Source organism: Microbulbifer maximicatervae (SeqCode) (genome assembly GCF_052467955.1).
The window spans coordinates 704,510-722,075 of sequence record NZ_CP174329.1 but is presented as its reverse complement, the minus strand read 5'-3'; the positions used below and the strand labels follow the sequence as shown (position 1 = coordinate 722,075).

Genomic DNA, 17,566 nt, shown 5'->3' with positions numbered 1-17,566 from the left:
GCAATTCGAAAAGGCCGGTATTACTAAGTAATACCGGCCTTTTTTATTACTGAGCGTATTTGAGTTAAACGGTTATGAAGAAGCGGATTTATTATGCTTGCGCAGTCGGAAAGATAACCAGATCAATGGCAGCCCCAAAATAATCGCATAGGCACCGATTACCCAGAGCAACGCCAGAGCACCGGCCCCGGGGCTGACTAAAATTGCAATTCCGAAAATCACCGAGAGAACACCAATGGCGATCAGCAGCCACTCGTTATCAATTTCCTTGCGCAGGCGAACAGCACCGACAATTTCAAAGATACCCCGCACCAGGGCCCAGGCACCGATAAAAATCACCAACACTAAAGCGGTAACCTGCGGGAAAATAAAAGTCACAATTCCCGCGGCCAAACTGATCAGCCCCGAGACAATCAACCACCACAGTGGAGTGGATTTATGCCGCCCCATCACCGCTGCAACCAGGGAAAAAATACCATCCAGGAAAGCGTAAACCCCAAAAAGCAGCACCAGGGTCAACAGGGACAATCCCGGCCAGACAAAAGTCAGCACGCCAAAAATCACCGCGACAATACCGCGCAGCAGGAGTAGCCACCAGTTTGCAGACAACACCTGCAAAATAGGTCCGGTCGCCAGGGGAGGAGTGTCAGCGGGCATAGAAAAGTCCCCAGGTTGAGTAACTTTCCATATTGAAGAGTCCCTTACCATCAGGGAATTGAATTTTTCCCCGGCGGTTTTTAAAGGCAGCCTACGAGCGCGGCCAGGCAGTCGACTCTGCAAAGACTGTGACCGCGCCGCAGGCCACTATTTTCAGTGTAGCTCTAAACGACAATAGGGAAGTTATGCAAACTGCCCTGCGGGTCATGAAAGGAGAGGAAGGGAGAAAACTAATAAGGCAGGAAGGAGAGAATACACAGCGCGTCTCGAGAGAAGTGTATTCTTTCCTTCTGGCACAAGAGTAATTTGGAGAGAACGGCAGCCCAAACGGGCTGCCGCAATAGCATAATCAGGCCAGAGCGCCGATCACGCCACGCAGTTTATCCACAACAGCATCGATCTCGTGCTTCTCGATAATCAACGGTGGGGACATACACAGGGCATCGCCAATACCACGGGCCATCACTCCAGCTTCCCAGGCCATACCAGAGACTTTAGCTCCGTATTTCCCTTTCAGATCCTGCGGCGCGCGCAACTCAATAGCGCCGACCAAACCGTAATTGCGCACATCGATCACATTGTCCAGGTCAGCCAGGCTGTGCAGGGCATTTTCCCAGTGCTGGCCAATTTCACCGGCAGCGCGGGTCAACAGGCCTTCGCGCTCGTAAATATCCAGAGTCGCCATACCCGCAGCACAGGCAACCGGATGTGCTGAGTAGGTATAACCGTGGAAGAATTCCACCGCACCATCGGGAGCCGCATTCATCACGGTTTTATAAATTTCGTCGCTGACAAATACCGCACTCAGGGGCACTGTGGCATTGGTAATCCCCTTCGCGGAGGTGATCATATCCGGGGTTACGCCGAACTCCGTGGAGGCAAATGCAGAACCGGTACGACCCCAGCCGGAGATGACTTCATCAAAAATCAGCAGCAGGTCGTGCTTATCACAAATTTCCCGCAGGCGTTGCAGGTAGCCTTTGGGAGGCAGTACCACACCGCCGGCACCGGCAAACGGCTCAACAATCACAGCGGCAATCTGGTCGGCACCGTGGAAAGCTACCAGTCTCTCCAGGTCTTCAGCCAACTCAATACCGTGTTCCGGCAGGCCACGGCTGAATGCATTGCGTTCGATATCCAGGGTGTGACGCATATGGTTGGCTTTCACCGGCTGGCCAAACCCCTGGTAGTTGGGAGGAATACCGCCCACAGAAATACCGCCGAAGTTTACTCCGTGATAACCCTTCTCACGGCCGATAAACATAGTGCGAGTGCCCTTGCCGCGTACACGCTGGTATTGCAGGGCAATTTTCAGGGCGCTCTCAACTGCCTCGGAACCGGAATTACCGAAGAACACATGGTCCAGGCCATCGGGAGTATGCTTTACCAGACGCTCGGAATACTCAAAACCCAACTCGTGACCAAAATTAAAAATAGAGCTGTAGTCGAGTGTTTTTGCCTGTTGGTAAATTGCCTCTGCAATTTCAGAACGGCAGTGACCCGCATTGCTGCACCACAAACCCGCAGTCGCATCAATAACCTGGCGACCGCCTTTCTCCGTGAGATAAATCCCCTCGGCGTGCTCTACAATTCTCGGTGCAGACTTAAAGGTGCGGTTGGGGGTAAACGGCATCCAGAAAGCATCGGTTTGCATCTCAGACATAGTATTAATCTCCGCAAGTTCCCTGAAGTTTCAAACTCTTAAGTAGGGGAGCCAAAGGCTCCCGAAAATCTGTTCGGGCGCTTGTCACCTAGGACAAGCGCAGGCCAGTTGTGTTCAGACCGGGGCTCAGGCCCCGAAACAGCAATATTTGGTCTCGTAAAATTCGGCCATACCCTCGACGCCGCCCTCGCGGCCAATGCCGGACTCTTTAACACCACCGAAAGGTGCCACAGTGGTGGAGAACACTCCGGTGTTACAGGCAATCATGCCGTAGTCGAGCGCCTCTACCACACGATTGGCACGGCGAATGTTTTCACTCATCACGTACGCCGCCAAGCCGTAGGGCGTTTCATTGGCACGGCGAACCACATCTTCCTCATCGGAGAACTTCTGTACCGCCGCCAGAGGGCCAAAAATTTCCTCCTGGGCGATACGCATGGTATCGGTAACTCCAGTGAGGATGGTTGGCGCAAAAAAGTTATCGCCATTGGCCAGCTGCTCACCGCCAATTTCAATTTTTGCGCCGGCCGCAACCGCGTCCTGTACCAGCCCCTGAACCCGGTCCACAGCCCTGCGGAAGATCATCGGGCCCATATTGACCCCTTCATCGGTAGCGTGGCCGATCTTCAGGACGGCAACCTGCTCGCGCAGCTTTTCCACAAACTCATCGTGCACGGATTCGTGCACGTAAATACGGTTGGTGGCCACGCACACCTGGCCCGCATTGCGGAATTTGGTCGCCATACAGGCGCTGACTGCGGTATCCATATCCGCATCGTCAAATACGATAAACGGCGCGTTGCCGCCGAGTTCCATGGACATTTTTTTCACGGTGCTGGCGCACTGGGACATCAACAGCTTGCCCACAGCAGTGGAGCCGGTGAAGGTGAATTTGGCCACACGGGGATCTTGGGTCAAAACCTTGCCAATTCCCGGAGAATCACTGCCGGTAACTACATTGATAGTCCCCTTTGGCAGGCCCGCTTCTTCCGCCAATTGGCACAGCGCCAGCGCAGATAGTGGCGTCTCCAGGGCCGGTTTGATCACCACAGTACAGCCCGCCGCCAGTGCCGGACCCGCCTTCCGGGTGATCATGGCATTGGGGAAGTTCCAGGGGGTAATACAGGACACAACACCCACCGGCTGGCGGATGGTATTCAGGCGCATGGCCGGGTTGTGGGTCGGGATTGTCTGGCCGTAGGCCCGGCGGCACTCTTCCGCGAACCACTCAATAAAGGAAGCCCCGTAGATAATCTCACCTTTCGCTTCCGCTACCGGCTTGCCCTGCTCCAGGCTAAGGATCATTGCCAGGTCATCGCTGTTATCCACGATCAGCTGGTACCAGCGCTTGAGCACCGCAGCTCTCTCACCAGCTGTACGGCGGCTCCATGCCGGGAAGGCTTCACTGGCAGCCGCCACTGCCGCCTCGGCATCCTCTGCGGTACCGTCGGCCACACGGCCCAGCAACTCGCCATTTGCCGGGTCACATACATCTACAGTGGCGGCAGCGTCACGCCATTCGCCCGCTATATAGTTCTGAAATTTCAACAGGTCCGAATTTGCAAGTTTCACAGGGAAATTCCTAGTAAATAGATGTTATTAGTAGTATGCGGCGATTCTGGCCGCAGCTGACTGAGGAGAATAGTAGTATTTTTCCAACTAAAGTTTATATTTATCAAACTTTAATCAAATCCGCAGCCCGCAGCGCCGGAAACAACCTGGAAGTGCAGCTATGAGCAAAACCAAAAACGCCCTGGGAGGCCGCCTCAGCGATATGGATTTGCGCCTGCTGCGCGTCTTCCGCGAGGTTGTGCACGCCGGAGGCATCACCCCTGCCGAAGTCACCCTGAATATCAGCCGCTCCACGATCAGTGTGCATATCTCCGACCTGGAGACACGGCTGGGTATGCAATTGTGCTTGCGCTCCCGAGGCAGGGCCGACTTCAAACTGACCCCGGAGGGGGAGGCCTTGTATCGGGCTATTTTGGAGCTCGATGGACACCTGGATACCTTCAAAAGCCAGGTCAATGCGATCCAATCCCAACTCACCGGTACCCTGCGCCTGGTAATGCCCGACGATGTATTGGAAATACCGCAACTGAACTTGCCCGGAACTATCACCCAACTGCGTGAGAAGGCCCCGCAACTCCACCTGGAAGTACAACTGGCCGCCCCTCAGGAACTCGAGTTGGAAATCCTCGCAGGCCGCGCCGATATCGGTATCAACCCCCTGCACTCACGCCGACCGGGGCTGGAGTACCAACCCCTGTTTTATCACCAATCGATTCTCTATTGCAGTAACAGCCACCCCTGTGCCCAGGTGTCAGCTATTGATGAGGAGCTACTCACCCAGCAGGAGTTAGCTGCGCCCAGCCACACTGTTCTCTCTGGCGCGGCGCACCTGTATCGATTGTTTCCCAAGCGATCCACAGCCAACCATATGGCGGCCAGGTTGGCGATGATACTTTCTGGGTGCTTTGTGGGTTTCCTACCGGAATACCTGGCCCGCAGATATGTCGGGGAAGGAACCCTGCTCCCGCTGCTGCCGGAGAAGTTTCACTACCAAATACAAAATGCTGTCACCTTCAAGAAAAGTGCAGCAACTCATCCCGCTGTGCAGCTTTTTTTGGGAGCCTTGCAAATCAATAGACAGATATAGTCACTGCTATTTATCCCTAGTGATACTGAAATAATCGAGTCAAGAATCCAATAAATAGAGAGATAAGCATTTCAAAAATTACCTATTACTTATGATCGATCCTCTATTGTGGAAATTGTCATAATAATTAAATAAATTTAAACATAAAAACACAACCAAAAAGCAAATCATCTGTAACTTAATGCGCCACAGTGGTAATCTCCTCCTCCAATAGAATTACAGGGATAACCCGTGATAGATTTTAAAAACTCACCAGTATTTAAACTCAAGCCTATAGATATCTCTGAATCCAGGGATGACTTTAATAAGTTCCTGATCGAGGGGGAGTTTATTTTTGCAGGTTTTAAAACTATTCGCGATCAGGTAGTTTTCACCAACAAACGCATTATTGCCGCCAATGTTCAGGGTATCACGGGCTCAAAAGTAGACTACACCTCTTTGCCTTTCAGCAAGATCCAGGCATTCTCTGTTGAGACCGCTGGCACTTTTGATCTGGACTGTGAAATAGAAGTTTATTTAAGCGAGATCGGTAAGGTAAGGTTCGAAATAAGAGGTTCTTTCGATCTTATTCAGTTCAACAAATATATTAGCCAATACATATTGGACTGATATCAACCCTTAGTAAATATACAAAATAACTGGGGCTCAGCAGCCCCCACAACTTTATTAATCAACCCGATAGTAGAGAGGGATGTCCATGTCGCAAATCTGGTTAGAAAGCCTAATTACTGAAAATGCACAACAAGGCTTTGAACTTGCAATGAAACTATCCAGAATGGGAGTAAAATACACCCAGCCTTCAGATGAAGTACGGGGTAAGCTGAGGTCCGCCTATGAGGAAAATGCAGACAGCCTGATCGCCTCCTCTCAGGTTGTTGCCATTAACTTCCAAACCGTTGCAGCAGCCAATAATTACTGGCGCGGCTAAAGGGTTAAGAATGCGTTATCTTTGTAGAACGGGTAACGCATTCTAGATCTGCAAACATTCAAACAACTTCCCTTCATCTCCTCCTCAATAATTTATGGTCTTTTAGTACTACAAACACTCTGATTCTGTACTAAAAATTAGCCATCACTATAGGTAGCTGCAAGATCGTCATATTCACTGTTGACGCTCTCGACCTTATTGATATTTATAAACATTGCGATACTGTCTTTGGCACAAGATAGATTAACTCAACGATCAGTAATATTGCGCCTCAGATGGGAAGGTGAATGAGATGGAATACAATGACGATGAAAAGTACTTAACTCAACTTTGGGAAACCCATACCGAGGCCGAATTCGATCTAAAAGATGCCGACGCCGCAATTGCTACCATGACAGAAAATCCCGTATTAATTCATGTACCGGTTAATACCGGCGCAACGGGAAAAGAACCCTTACGAAAATTTTATAGGGATATATTTATTCCTCAAATGCCAGCGGATATAAATTTACAGCTTCTTTCCCGCACCGTGGGCAAAGACAGCTTAGTGGATGAGTTTATTCTTCACTTTACCCATTCTATTCGTATGGATTGGTTCGCACCTGGTATCGAAGCAACAGGGAAGAAGCTATCAGTCCCCCATGTGGGAATTATTAGCTTCTCCAATAGAAAAATCAGCTCTGAGCATATTTACTGGGACCAAGCGACTGTCTTGGATCAATTGGGTATATTGCAGTCAGGTCTACCGGTAACAGGAAGTAGTCAATGTCATCGTTTACTAAATAGTAATGCTCCGGCAAATGAGCTGATACCGTAACCTTCATACCCAAAGGGCAAAATCCAAGCCAACGCCCAGACTGACCAACTGGTCACGCTCAGACTGAGGAAAGTATCCATAACTGAATCTAAAACGTGAGGACTTGCGTCTAACTACTGTAATTTAAATAAATGATATAGCGATTAGGATTTGCGGTAACATCAATAGATTACCGTTTTCACTAATATATTTTACCGAATTGGTAGGGGTAGTTATGCGAACACTTGGAAATTTCCTCTGGTTTATCCTTGGCGGTGTCATTATGGGACTCTGCTGGTGGTTTTGCTCGCTGATTGCCTTTATCAGTATTATTGGTATTCCCTGGGGAAGAGCCTGCTTTGTAATCGGCAAATTTTCCTTTTTCCCTTTCGGTAAGGAGGCAATTTCCCGAGAAGAACTCACCCTGCGCGGTGATATTGGGACAAGTGGCTTTGGTCTAGTCGGAAATATTATCTGGTTCCTATTGGCTGGTATCTGGCTTGCTATTGGCCACCTTCTGCATGCTATTGCCTGTTTTATTACCATTATTGGTATACCTTTTGGTTTGCAGCACCTTAAGCTTGCGGCAATTTCACTCTCTCCGATAGGAAAGACTATTGTCAGTAAGGAAGTAGCCCATTCAGCTAAAATGCGTAATGCAGATGTTGAAGTGACCAGATTAAGAAGTGGTACTTAAGTAAACATACATTAACAATGATACCGTACCAACTTGGGGCTATTACTAAAATAGCCCTGAGTTCTCAAGTCCCACCGCAATAAATTAATAAAAAATTTTTCAGATCAGAAAAATCACTTTATTTATCTTGTTATAAGCAGGCATTACCAATTTAAAGCATTAAATTTTAAGCTGTTTTATCGCTGTCAAATTCAAACTTATTCATTTCGTGTAGTACTTAGCCAAACTATAGAAGCTAAATAATAAAATAAGGATATTAAATGAAAAACCTAACAAGACAAATCACTGGCTCAATTATGCTTTCTTTGGGACTTGTTGGTCTAAGTGTCTATGCAGAGCCAGTAGAAAGTACAGAACCCGCACAGGTTATGCTTTTTGGTAGCTTTCACTTTAGCCACTTCAGCAAACCCAGTAAAGATGTGGTGAAAACACAAGTTATTGATGTTTATACCGAAGAAAGTCAAAGGTATTTGGAGGACCTATCCTCACGGATTGCCGCCGACTCGCCAACACATGTTCTTCTGGAATGTCACACCAATGACGAAAGTAAAATGAATCAGCGCTTTGCCAAATATGTTAAGGGTGAACACAAGCTAAATAGAGGAGAAAGCGAACAGCTGGGATTCAGGGTAGCCAAGAAGGCCGGCCTGCCTAAAGTCATCTGCTATGATACTAGCCAAGATCTCCCCTATGGCGAACTTTTATCCTATCTAGAAAGTAATTCGCCCGAGCGAAAAAAAATAACTGATGAATTTTTGAAGGCTTGGGGCATTCGATTTAATGAGATGCATGCCTCACTGTCATTGGAGGAAATTTTGGACAAGCACAATGACCCCGCTGAGGATAAAATGAACGTAGGCTCCTATATAATGCTCAATGACGTTGGCCAAGGTGATAACTTTATAGGGGCCGATCTATCCTCCAAATGGTGGTCCAGAAACTTCCGTATGTATGCCAATATCCAAGCCGTCGCCCAACCGGGTACCAAAGTTTTCGTTCTAGGTGGACAGGGGCATAGCTCTATAATGAGACCGATGCTCGAATTGGATGATAAACGTAAAACCTGGGATGTCCGCAGTTATTTCTAAAGAAGGCTCAACACCAAAGTCAGCCCCTTAGGGGGAGGAGCCCTGCCACTGGTTTTATAGATAGAGTAGAACTTTATCTACACCCCAAAGGCAGGGCGCTATGGATATCTATAAGACCTTATTATTCGGTATTCTTTTCAGTCTAATACCACCGTGTACAGCTGAAGAATCCCCTAAAGAAGTACAGGTATCGGCAGGAAAGCTTGAAACACTGCCCTCCCTGACACTGGAAGGACTTGCTGAGCGCCCAATTCATGTATGGCTGCCTGATCAATATCCTACACAGAAACCCTATGCCGTCCTTTATATGCACGATGGACAGATGCTGTTCGACAGTAAAACCACCTGGAATGGTCAGGAGTGGGGCATGGATGAAGTCGCCTCTCGGTTAATAGCAGAAAAGAAGGTACGTCCCTTCATAGTTGTCGCTATCGATAACATTGAGACACTTCGCCACGGTGACTACTTCCCCCAGAAAGCTCGGAGTTTTTTACCTAAAGAAGCTTCACAGGTCCAACATCCATTTAACCAAGTCGAATTGCGTGGAGATCTTTACTTACAATTTTTGGTGACCAAGGTGAAACCCTATATTGATAGTCATTACGCTGTGAGTGGTGATCCCATCGACACCTTTATTGCCGGCGCGAGTATGGGGGGATTAATATCACTCTATGCGGTCACAGAGTACCCCGAAGTGTTCTCTACGGCTGCAGCTATATCCACCCATTGGCCAGGGATTAACCCCGACGACAAACTACCGATAGCTGAGGCTATTCGCGACTATCTAGAGGCAAATTTACCTAAGCCTGGAAGTCACCGATTTTATTTTGACCATGGTACAGAAACCCTGGATGCTTATTACCCACCTCTGCAACGGACTGTGGATAAAATCATGCGCCAGAAAGGGTATTCCTCTTCAAGTTGGCAAACCCAAGTATTTGAGGGTCATGCCCATGATGAGAAATCATGGAATTCTAGACTCGATGAAATATTAATATTTCTATTTGGAAACCCTCAAACAGACGCTTGAATTACTTTTTTATTTCAGATGCCGGCGTCTATATAAATAAAAGACATAGTTGCCGGCATTCCAACTTATCCCTTAAGACTACTTTGCTACTTTGTGGCATCCAACAATAGTTCTGCAACTACACTTCTCTATCAAGCTCCTAATAGTTTTTGGCAGACAAATAACTATTGCGATTGAAGCTTTTCCTAACGCATCACTTCTCCTGCGACAAGAATGAAACGTAAAAGCCGAACTGTTCTTTTAATACCTGGAATTTTTGATCGAGGAACCTCCTTACTTAGAATGCAGCACGAATTAGCTGCCGAAAATTATGACGTACACTATATCCACCTACGCTATAACTCCGGCTGGCATGGTATGGAACACCTTTCGTCCCAGCTTCTCGCAAAATTGGAGCACATCGTAGATAAAGAAACTACCTGTACCCTGGTGGGATTCAGCATGGGAGGGATAATCGCTCGGTATTATTTACAAGCCCTTAATGGTTTGGAGCGGGTGCATAAATTTATATCAATTTCCTCTCCCCACCATGGTAGTTACTGGGCAAACTTTCTTCCTTACAAAGGTGGGAAACAATTGCGGATCGGCAGTGATTTTTTACGCGCGTTGAACTTAGGCATTCAAAAATTGGAGGTTACCGAACCGGCTTCAATCTGGACACCCTATGACATAACCATTATGCCCCATAGTAGTGCTATCCTGGGCTTGGGAACATCCTACGAAGTTCCAGTGATACTACATCGAATGATGCCGCTAAGTAGCAAGGTAATTTCATTACTAAAACAGGAAATTAAATCAGGATTGGATTAAGAAGCTCACTGACAGAAACTAGCTTTAATTTTATGAGTTTAACGAGAAGTAAGGCATGGACAGCCCAGAAGAAAAAACTTCGATTACAGATAAGGCAATTCACAACTACTATCGAAAATTTGAAAGCCTGATTGCCTTAATTTTGACTTTTATTATTGTTGTAATCGTAATAGTCGCGATCAGCCGATTGGGATACTCTGTATACAATATGTTACTGGTGGGCATGCAGGACCCTCTGGACCACAAGGTATTTCAAACAATATTTGGCGAGATTATTACTTTACTGATTGCACTGGAATTTAGCCATACACTTCAATATGTAGTTACACGTCAACAGAGTATTATTCAAACCAAAGTTGTCGTACTTATTGCTATTTTGGCTTTATCCAGAAAATTTATTATTTTAGATCTGGATAAGGTCAATGCTGGCGAACTTTTGGGATTATCTACTGCCACTCTCGCGCTGGGCCTTACTTACTTAATATTGAAGCTTAAAAATAGTAACTAAGGGTACTATTGCAAACCAGACAGTAATCCAGGGTGGAGGAACACCTTCACCCTCTCACTATTTTAACTATCCTCACGTAGAGCGTGATGTAACCTTACCGGTGGGGTCTTACGGACTTTCTTGCTGCGCATACGCAAATTGAGGAACTCCACAGCCATTGAAAACGCCATGGCAAAGTAGATATATCCCTTAGGCACATGGACATCAAACCCTTCAACCACCAGAGTTAAGCCCACCATAATTAAGAAGGATAGTGCCAGCATTTTCACGGTAGGATGCCGATCAACAAAATCCCCTATCGGTTTAGCCGCTACCAACATGACGATTACCGCCAGAATAATCGCTATTGCCATGATTGAGATCTCGTCGACCAATCCGACAGCGGTAATTACAGAATCCAAGGAAAAGACAATATCCAATAGTGCAATTTGTAGTAGCACCATCCAAAATCCCGCACTGCCGAGCGAGGATGCACTCTCCTCTTCACCCTCGAGACTATTGTGGATTTCATGGGTAGCTTTAGCGATTAGGAACAGTCCTCCGCCAACCAAAATAATATCGCGCCCTGAAATTTCCATGCCATAGATGCTAAATAGTGGCTCGACTAAGCCCATAATCCATACAATAGAGAAAAGCAGAGCCAACCGGGTCACCATTGCCAGGGTAAGACCAATAAAGCGCGCGGGCTCTCTCTGTTTTGGAGGCAACCGTCCAACCAAAATGGAGATAAAGATAATATTATCGATGCCCAGCACTATCTCCAGCGCCGCCAACGTGGCCAATGCTATCCAGGCCTCAGGGTTGGCTATCCACTCAAACATACGGTCTAATCCTTATATAATTTATTATTTAATAAGCCTTTAATGGACAAATACTTTATTTTCCTATTCTGGCTTTATCACTTCAAAATCTAGGTAGCTTCCTCCAGCCAAGCTTTCGCCTCAGTTTCTGATTCAAATGTTCGATATTCACCACCAATAAACCAGCTACCTACTTTTCCGGCGACTTTTAGCCAGCGTTTATCTGAAAGTACGGCAACCCGGTTAAACTCCCGGCCGTATTCAATACCCAACTTAAAATCATCCCAAGCCGCCCGAGGCTCCCACCCCTCCAATTCTCGAGCATCCATAAATACGTTTATCTTTGGGTGCTCAACTTTTTCTATTGCTGCGGTCAACATTGGTACCATGGTTTCGTAATCATCATGGGTCAACTTACCACGGGCCTTCACAGTAAGGAAAATATAATCGGATTTCTGTTCCAAACCGATAGACACACCATGGGACGTAACAGTCATAAGACACCTGTAAATCTTTTACCAATTATCACTACATAATCCATACTTAAATCATCGAAAAAGCCATGAATTCATGAGTTAAGATAAAAAGATCATATTAATTGAAAGGTGATAGGTTTAAGTATTTGAATAGCTACTCTCTTACAAGCTGATAGTATCAGAACCACTGCCATCAAACTGTACCAGACAGAACTCATTTCCAAAGGGGTCAGTTAATGAAGACTTAACTCCCCATTCTTTTTGCTGGATTTCACCCTGTATCTGTCCACCAGCATCGACCACCTGCTCTATTACCAGAAGAAAATCCTCTACAACAATATCCATATTTACCGGCGTCCAGTGCCGATCATAGCTACCTATATTTTTTTTACTGTTTATCGGCCAGATCCCCGAATCCCTTTGCTGTAGAAATATAGGCACAGTGCCACCGAGCATCTCAATCATATCCGTTCCCAGGCGGCGACCTTCGTAGAGGCCAAATGCATCTCGATAAAAATTGATCGCCCGGTTTAAGTCATCGACATCAATGTTGAGAAGTACTTGCATTGTGATATGCGACCCACAAAACTCCGCTTTAGTCAGCTCCTGCTGGCTTGGGTTCTCCACATTGCCAGCAGTAATCAAAAGCTGCACCGTTATCTTCCCCACATGCCTGGCAGAACCAGCTATTCGAATCCACCTCAGCCTCAGCCAGGACCTGTCGGGCTCGCTCCAAATCGCGGTCACGCTCTAACCATAATTCTGGCCAAACCTGGTTGGGGGCTAATTCACCAGTAGCCCCCTGGGCATATTCATTTTTTAATTGTGTTTTTATTCCCGCAACTTCAAGTCGACTCTTTGCCAACTCAACCAACAAACGGTTTTCATGGGTATAAATAAGTTTCATAATTGGGCCGCACAAATATCAGGAATCCCCAGATTACACAGCTATTAATCTGCAAACAAACCCTGCTTCTGCCAAGCAGGCAATTCCTGAAAATTCTCAGCGTACACCGATCAAACCACAATTTTCATATTCACAGTATTTCTCTTCTCCAACCGTAATGATCTCCAGAATAGACTCTACGGAGTCAACTGCTGAACGGCTGTTCAATAGAATTCTGCCTGAGCGATTGGCAATATATTCAAGGACAACTTTTCCTTTTCTATTGCGATGCTCAGCAATTTTCTGCCCTTTTCTGACTTGATCACCACGATTGACAAATAGCCTGATCCACTCTCTTTGCCTCTGCTTGAGATTGTTATTGTGAGACATACTCGTATAAATTTTTTCTGCGCTAACAAGCCCTGCTATTTCACCAAAAATTGGCGCTTTTTCAGCATGGGCATAGGTCGCACCAATGGCACTTAAAGCCACGAATAGAACGGTAGTTTTGTTCAAATCAGCACCCCTACACGCTATAAAACTCGTGAACTGGAATACTCATATCCTGAAAATGTCGCCCCAAACTTTTCTCAGGGCAATAAGTTAGGTATAGCTGACTAGATAATTCACGCCAGAAAATCCACTGCGCGTCGATCCGGCAGCTGGTATGAAGATAGAGGGAGATAAACACTGACTACACCGGAGCCCTGTATGTCTAGTGGCAATTCCGGGGTGAGTGGGAAAAATGCATGAGGACCGGGAATCCGGCCCTCAAATCTGAGAAGCTAACTCAAATCAATCCAGGTGGACTTGAGTTCACAGTACTTATCCAGCGCGTGTAGCGACTTATCGCGGCCATTTCCAGACTGCTTAAAACCGCCAAATGGTACGGTGATATCACCGCCAAAATAGTTATTTACCCAAACAGAGCCGGCGTATATATCCCGGGCCATGCGGTGGGCGCGACCTAAGTTATTGGTCCAGATACCCGCCGCCAGGCCGTAGATTGAGTCATTGGCAATGGCGAGTGCTTCTTCCTCTGTCTCGAACTCGATAACAGACAGTACCGGGCCAAAGATTTCTTCACGGGCGATCGTCATGTCACCGGTGACACCGCGAAATACCGTTGGCTCATAGTAGTAACCGCCTGCTACTTCATCTACCGGTTTGCCGCCGCAAACCAATTGGGCACCCTGCTCCAGGCCCTTGGCCACGTAAAATTCAACCGTATCAAACTGGCTGCGGTCGATCAGGGCACCCATACGGGTATTTGGGTTTTGAGGATGCCCGGGCTTAAAGCACTCTGCCGCTTTAGCCACCTTTTGAATAAATTCATCGGCAATAGATTTTTCAACCAGCAGACGCGATCCGGCGGTGCAGGTCTCCCCCTGGTTGTAGAAAATGGCCAGGGCCGCTGCTTCTGCCGCCTTATCCAGATCTGCATCGGCAAATACAATATTCGGGCTTTTACCGCCGAGCTCAAGGAAAGTACGCTTGAGGTTGGACTGACCTGAGTACTCGGTCAGGGTTTTGCCTACTTCGGTGGAACCTGTAAAGGTCAGGCAATCGATATCCATATGCAGGCCCAAGGCTTTACCCAAGCTACTTCCCGGTCCCGGTAGCACATTTAATACGCCATCCGGCAGGCCCGCTTCCTTAGCCAGGCCCGCCAGCTTAATCGCTGTCAGCGGTGTGTTAGACGCGGGCTTCAGGATAACGCTGTTGCCGGTGGCCAGGGCCGGCCCCAGTTTCCAGGCGGTGGTGGATAAAGGGAAGTTCCAGGGCACAATGGCGGCCACCACCCCCAGAGGCATACGGGTAACCAAGCCCAGCTCACCGGGGCCGGTCGGGGCCACTTCATCGTAAATCTTGTCGATTGCTTCACCGCTCCAGCGAATCGTAGTGGCCGCTCCAGGGACATCCACGGCCATGGTATCGCCAATCGGCTTACCCGCATCGAGGCTCTCGAGCAGGGCAATTTCCACCAGATTCTCTTCAATCAGCTCTGCAAAGCGCACCATAATTTTTTTGCGCTGCATTGGCGGCATTTTCGACCAAACACCAGACTCGAAGGTTTCCCGAGCCACCTTTACCACCAAATCCGCGTCACTTGGACCGCAGCTGGCAACTTGCGCCAGCTCTTCACCATTTGCGGGATTAAAAGTGGTGCGAGTTTCACCGGAAAGGGCATCGACATAGCTGCCATTGATAAAGGCACGACCCTCGATCTTCAGTGAGGCCGCCAGAGCCTGCCATTCCTGCAGGTTTTGGGGGATATTATTTTTCGCTGACATGACACACCTCATTTAACTTGGAGATAGTTTTCCCGGTTATATCGAAAATGTGATCACAAATCAAAGGGCTGAAGTCATTCTAAACTAAGCTACCTGCGTTTCCACACGCAGCCAATCATCTTCCAACTGCATCGCCAGATTATCGCCGTGGTGTAATTCGCCCACTCCCGCCGGTGTGCCCGTCAAAACCACATCGCCGGGTTCGAGCGTAAAGTAACTGCTGACATAAGCCACCAGATCGAGAATTGGTGTCAGCATATTTTCGGTTTTACCCTGCTGGCGCAGTTCACCGTTCAGCCATAGGGAATAGCTGAGCTTGTCCCAGTCCGGCAACCAATCGAGTTTCACAAAGGGAGAAAGAGGGCATGACTTATCAAACCCCTTGGCCTTTTCCCAAGGATGGCCCGCTTTTTTCAGCTTCGTTTGGAGGTCGCGCAAAGTTAAATCCAGGGAGAGGCCCAAGCCAGCAATGGCCCCAGGGACTTCTGCCACGTTGGCATTACTCAAGCGCTTACCAATCAACAGGGCAAGCTCCCCTTCAAAGTGACAACTGCCGCGCCCCGCTGGTAAATGGATGGTGTCTGCCATAGGTACCGCTGCTGTTGCCGGCTTGATAAATAGCAGGGGTTCTTCTGGCACCGGATTATTTAACTCCGCCGCGTGGTCTGCGTAATTGCGCCCCACACAGACAACCTTCCCCAAACCAAACGGTACTTCACTGCCACAGGTAAATTGATGTTGGTACATAGATAAATAAGATAGTTAGGATAGAAATTTCGAATAAAGCCTTGGAGGCTGCATGTGCTATGATCGCGCCTTCGCCAAAATTGCGGCACCCCCGAAGAAGTGATCTAAGCACTTTGCACCTGTTATTCGCACTCAGTGAAGAGATAGTTTATGGCTCCGCACAGTTCCGATCAAAAGAAGTCCCTGCAAAAAGATAAAATCCGCATCCTGTTGCTGGAAGGCGTACACCAGTCCGCCGTCGACTTACTCAGCTCCCGAGGCTACACCAATGTGGAGTACCTCAAGACCTCCCTGCCTGAAGATCAATTGATCGAGAAAATTGCCGATGCGCACTTTATCGGTATTCGCTCGCGTACCCAGTTAACCCGCAAAGTGTTGGAACATGCGTCCAAACTGGTAGCCGTAGGCTGTTTTTGCATCGGCACCAATCAGGTGGATTTACAGGCGGCGACGGAACTGGGTATCGCGGTATTTAATGCGCCCTACTCCAACACTCGCAGCGTTGCCGAGCTGATTATTGCCGAAACTATTTTTATGCTGCGCGGTATTCCAGAGAAAAATGCTGTGTGTCATCGCGGCGGCTGGCAGAAGTCAGCGGTGGGCTCATACGAGGCCCGTGGCAAAACCCTGGGCATTATCGGCTACGGTGCTATCGGCTCCCAGGTTTCTGTTATGGCCGAAGCTATCGGGATGCGAGTCAGATTCTACGATGTGATTACCAAGTTGCCGCTGGGCAATGCCACCCAAGTAAACTCACTTCCGGAATTGTTGGCGGAATCCGATGTGGTCTCCCTGCATGTACCAGAGTTGCCTTCCACCAAAATGATGATGGGCCCCGAGCAGATCGCGCAGATGAAGCCCGGCAGTATTCTCCTCAACGCCTCTCGCGGCACTGTGGTAGATATTGATGCCCTGGCAGAAGCACTAAAGAGCAATCACCTGGCCGGTGCGGCGATCGATGTCTTCCCGGTTGAGCCCCGTGGCAACAGCGACGAATTCGTTTCTCCCCTACGCGGAATCGATAAGGCGCTGCTGACCCCTCACGTAGGTGGCTCCACTGTGGAGGCCCAGGAGAATATCGGTACAGAAGTATCGGAGAAACTCGCTCACTACTCCGATAACGGCACCACCACCAGCTCTGTGAACTTCCCGGAAGTGGCACTGCCCGGTCACCTGGATACCCACCGCCTGCTGCATATTCACAAGAATGTGCCCGGTGTACTGAGCGCTATCAACCAGGTGTTCTCAGAAAATGCCATCAATATCTCCGCACAGTTCCTGCAAACCAATGAAACAGTGGGCTATGTAGTGATCGATGTGGACGCAGAGTATTCTGATCTGGCACTGGAAAAATTGAAGAGTATCCCCGGCACCCTGCGCTGCCGCGTGCTTTTCTAAGCCTTTTGGTCGTTGGCGGGTACCCACAAATACCCGCCAATGACACGCCAATCGGAGCCTTCCTCGCGGTAAAAAAGATTGATCCCCCCCGGCCACCGCTTCTACAATGGCCAGACCTATTCTTTTGCT

General features: G+C 48.2%; 20 protein-coding genes. 10 read left to right on the top strand and 10 right to left on the bottom strand.

Annotated elements, in window-relative coordinates; all coding sequences use genetic code 11:
* Positions 1-72: 72 nt before the first annotated feature.
* From ACJJI5_RS03155 to ACJJI5_RS03145, 3 genes are all read right to left on the bottom strand, one after another.
* Complete coding sequence (locus ACJJI5_RS03155; protein ID WP_444915288.1) at positions 73-657, bottom strand: HdeD family acid-resistance protein; 585 nt, start codon at positions 655-657, stop codon at positions 73-75.
* Positions 658-1,006: 349 nt separating this feature from the next.
* Positions 1,007-2,320, bottom strand: coding sequence for an omega-aminotransferase AptA (aptA, locus tag ACJJI5_RS03150; protein WP_282930904.1), 1,314 nt, complete (start codon positions 2,318-2,320; stop codon positions 1,007-1,009).
* A gap of 126 nt (positions 2,321-2,446) precedes the next feature.
* A complete protein-coding gene (locus tag ACJJI5_RS03145) occupies positions 2,447-3,892 on the bottom strand; it encodes an NAD-dependent succinate-semialdehyde dehydrogenase (protein ID WP_445355488.1) in 1,446 nt (481 codons plus the stop codon).
* Between the two features lie 160 nt (positions 3,893-4,052).
* Here ACJJI5_RS03145 and ACJJI5_RS03140 point away from each other — a divergent pair, with 160 nt between their 5' ends.
* From ACJJI5_RS03140 to ACJJI5_RS03100, 9 genes are all read left to right on the top strand, one after another.
* Positions 4,053-4,979 carry a LysR family transcriptional regulator gene (locus ACJJI5_RS03140; protein ID WP_413663635.1) on the top strand — a complete coding sequence of 309 codons (927 nt, stop codon included), beginning with the start codon at positions 4,053-4,055 and terminating at the stop codon, positions 4,977-4,979.
* 231 nt (positions 4,980-5,210) lie between these two features.
* Positions 5,211-5,588: a PH domain-containing protein gene (locus tag ACJJI5_RS03135; protein WP_282930901.1), complete on the top strand. Its 378-nt coding sequence runs from the start codon at positions 5,211-5,213 to the stop codon at positions 5,586-5,588.
* Between the two features lie 88 nt (positions 5,589-5,676).
* Positions 5,677-5,907 carry a hexameric tyrosine-coordinated heme protein gene (locus ACJJI5_RS03130; RefSeq protein ID WP_108734816.1) on the top strand — a complete coding sequence of 77 codons (231 nt, stop codon included), beginning with the start codon at positions 5,677-5,679 and terminating at the stop codon, positions 5,905-5,907.
* A gap of 292 nt (positions 5,908-6,199) precedes the next feature.
* The gene (locus ACJJI5_RS03125; RefSeq protein WP_445355487.1) at positions 6,200-6,724 is read left to right on the top strand and encodes a nuclear transport factor 2 family protein; all 525 of its coding nucleotides are present in this window, start codon (positions 6,200-6,202) and stop codon (positions 6,722-6,724) included.
* Between the two features lie 214 nt (positions 6,725-6,938).
* Positions 6,939-7,400, top strand: a complete 462-nt coding sequence (locus ACJJI5_RS03120) for a YccF domain-containing protein (protein WP_282930898.1) — start codon at positions 6,939-6,941, stop codon at positions 7,398-7,400.
* A 260-nt stretch (positions 7,401-7,660) separates the two neighbouring features.
* Positions 7,661-8,488, top strand: coding sequence for a DUF5694 domain-containing protein (locus tag ACJJI5_RS03115; protein WP_445355486.1), 828 nt, complete (start codon positions 7,661-7,663; stop codon positions 8,486-8,488).
* A 100-nt stretch (positions 8,489-8,588) separates the two neighbouring features.
* The gene (locus ACJJI5_RS03110; protein ID WP_445355485.1) at positions 8,589-9,518 is read left to right on the top strand and encodes an alpha/beta hydrolase; all 930 of its coding nucleotides are present in this window, start codon (positions 8,589-8,591) and stop codon (positions 9,516-9,518) included.
* Between the two features lie 213 nt (positions 9,519-9,731).
* On the top strand, positions 9,732-10,328 hold the full coding sequence (locus tag ACJJI5_RS03105) for a lipase family alpha/beta hydrolase (protein WP_444911710.1): 597 nt from the start codon (positions 9,732-9,734) through the stop codon (positions 10,326-10,328).
* 55 nt (positions 10,329-10,383) lie between these two features.
* A complete protein-coding gene (locus ACJJI5_RS03100) occupies positions 10,384-10,836 on the top strand; it encodes a phosphate-starvation-inducible PsiE family protein (protein WP_282930894.1) in 453 nt (150 codons plus the stop codon).
* Between the two features lie 62 nt (positions 10,837-10,898).
* Here ACJJI5_RS03100 and ACJJI5_RS03095 read toward each other — a convergent pair whose 3' ends face one another.
* The 7 genes from ACJJI5_RS03095 to ACJJI5_RS03065 form a co-directional block, all read right to left on the bottom strand.
* Positions 10,899-11,657 carry a TerC family protein gene (locus ACJJI5_RS03095; RefSeq protein WP_282930893.1) on the bottom strand — a complete coding sequence of 253 codons (759 nt, stop codon included), beginning with the start codon at positions 11,655-11,657 and terminating at the stop codon, positions 10,899-10,901.
* 89 nt (positions 11,658-11,746) lie between these two features.
* The gene (locus ACJJI5_RS03090; protein WP_444937053.1) at positions 11,747-12,133 is read right to left on the bottom strand and encodes a SpoIIAA family protein; all 387 of its coding nucleotides are present in this window, start codon (positions 12,131-12,133) and stop codon (positions 11,747-11,749) included.
* Positions 12,134-12,274: 141 nt separating this feature from the next.
* Complete coding sequence (locus ACJJI5_RS03085; protein ID WP_445355484.1) at positions 12,275-12,766, bottom strand: VOC family protein; 492 nt, start codon at positions 12,764-12,766, stop codon at positions 12,275-12,277.
* Positions 12,708-13,019: a putative signal transducing protein gene (locus tag ACJJI5_RS03080; protein ID WP_282930890.1), complete on the bottom strand. Its 312-nt coding sequence runs from the start codon at positions 13,017-13,019 to the stop codon at positions 12,708-12,710. Before ACJJI5_RS03080 ends, ACJJI5_RS03085 begins: the two co-directional genes overlap by 59 nt.
* A gap of 96 nt (positions 13,020-13,115) precedes the next feature.
* A complete protein-coding gene (locus tag ACJJI5_RS03075) occupies positions 13,116-13,514 on the bottom strand; it encodes a hypothetical protein (protein ID WP_413663646.1) in 399 nt (132 codons plus the stop codon).
* A 269-nt stretch (positions 13,515-13,783) separates the two neighbouring features.
* Positions 13,784-15,292 (bottom strand): aldehyde dehydrogenase, encoded by a 1,509-nt coding sequence (locus ACJJI5_RS03070; protein WP_445355483.1) that lies wholly within the window; start codon positions 15,290-15,292, stop codon positions 13,784-13,786.
* Between the two features lie 84 nt (positions 15,293-15,376).
* Positions 15,377-16,039, bottom strand: coding sequence for a fumarylacetoacetate hydrolase family protein (locus tag ACJJI5_RS03065; RefSeq protein ID WP_282930887.1), 663 nt, complete (start codon positions 16,037-16,039; stop codon positions 15,377-15,379).
* A gap of 150 nt (positions 16,040-16,189) precedes the next feature.
* Here ACJJI5_RS03065 and serA point away from each other — a divergent pair, with 150 nt between their 5' ends.
* Complete coding sequence (gene serA / locus ACJJI5_RS03060) at positions 16,190-17,437, top strand: phosphoglycerate dehydrogenase (RefSeq protein WP_445355482.1); 1,248 nt, start codon at positions 16,190-16,192, stop codon at positions 17,435-17,437.
* Positions 17,438-17,566 lie beyond the last annotated feature (129 nt).

Excerpts from the sequence above, each read along its gene's own strand:
- ACJJI5_RS03155 (WP_444915288.1), bottom strand. The coding sequence starts at position 657 with ATGCCCGCTGACACTCCTCCCCTGGCGACCGGACCTATTTTGCAGGTG.
- aptA (WP_282930904.1), bottom strand. The coding sequence starts at position 2,320 with ATGTCTGAGATGCAAACCGATGCTTTCTGGATGCCGTTTACCCCCAAC.
- ACJJI5_RS03140 (WP_413663635.1), top strand. The coding sequence starts at position 4,053 with ATGAGCAAAACCAAAAACGCCCTGGGAGGCCGCCTCAGCGATATGGAT.
- ACJJI5_RS03130 (WP_108734816.1), top strand. The coding sequence starts at position 5,677 with ATGTCGCAAATCTGGTTAGAAAGCCTAATTACTGAAAATGCACAACAA.
- ACJJI5_RS03125 (WP_445355487.1), top strand. The coding sequence starts at position 6,200 with ATGGAATACAATGACGATGAAAAGTACTTAACTCAACTTTGGGAAACC.
- ACJJI5_RS03120 (WP_282930898.1), top strand. The coding sequence starts at position 6,939 with ATGCGAACACTTGGAAATTTCCTCTGGTTTATCCTTGGCGGTGTCATT.
- ACJJI5_RS03115 (WP_445355486.1), top strand. The coding sequence starts at position 7,661 with ATGAAAAACCTAACAAGACAAATCACTGGCTCAATTATGCTTTCTTTG.
- ACJJI5_RS03110 (WP_445355485.1), top strand. The coding sequence starts at position 8,589 with ATGGATATCTATAAGACCTTATTATTCGGTATTCTTTTCAGTCTAATA.
- ACJJI5_RS03105 (WP_444911710.1), top strand. The coding sequence starts at position 9,732 with ATGAAACGTAAAAGCCGAACTGTTCTTTTAATACCTGGAATTTTTGAT.
- ACJJI5_RS03100 (WP_282930894.1), top strand. The coding sequence starts at position 10,384 with ATGGACAGCCCAGAAGAAAAAACTTCGATTACAGATAAGGCAATTCAC.
- ACJJI5_RS03095 (WP_282930893.1), bottom strand. The coding sequence starts at position 11,657 with ATGTTTGAGTGGATAGCCAACCCTGAGGCCTGGATAGCATTGGCCACG.
- ACJJI5_RS03090 (WP_444937053.1), bottom strand. The coding sequence starts at position 12,133 with ATGACTGTTACGTCCCATGGTGTGTCTATCGGTTTGGAACAGAAATCC.
- ACJJI5_RS03080 (WP_282930890.1), bottom strand. The coding sequence starts at position 13,019 with ATGAAACTTATTTATACCCATGAAAACCGTTTGTTGGTTGAGTTGGCA.
- ACJJI5_RS03070 (WP_445355483.1), bottom strand. The coding sequence starts at position 15,292 with ATGTCAGCGAAAAATAATATCCCCCAAAACCTGCAGGAATGGCAGGCT.
- ACJJI5_RS03065 (WP_282930887.1), bottom strand. The coding sequence starts at position 16,039 with ATGTACCAACATCAATTTACCTGTGGCAGTGAAGTACCGTTTGGTTTG.
- serA (WP_445355482.1), top strand. The coding sequence starts at position 16,190 with ATGGCTCCGCACAGTTCCGATCAAAAGAAGTCCCTGCAAAAAGATAAA.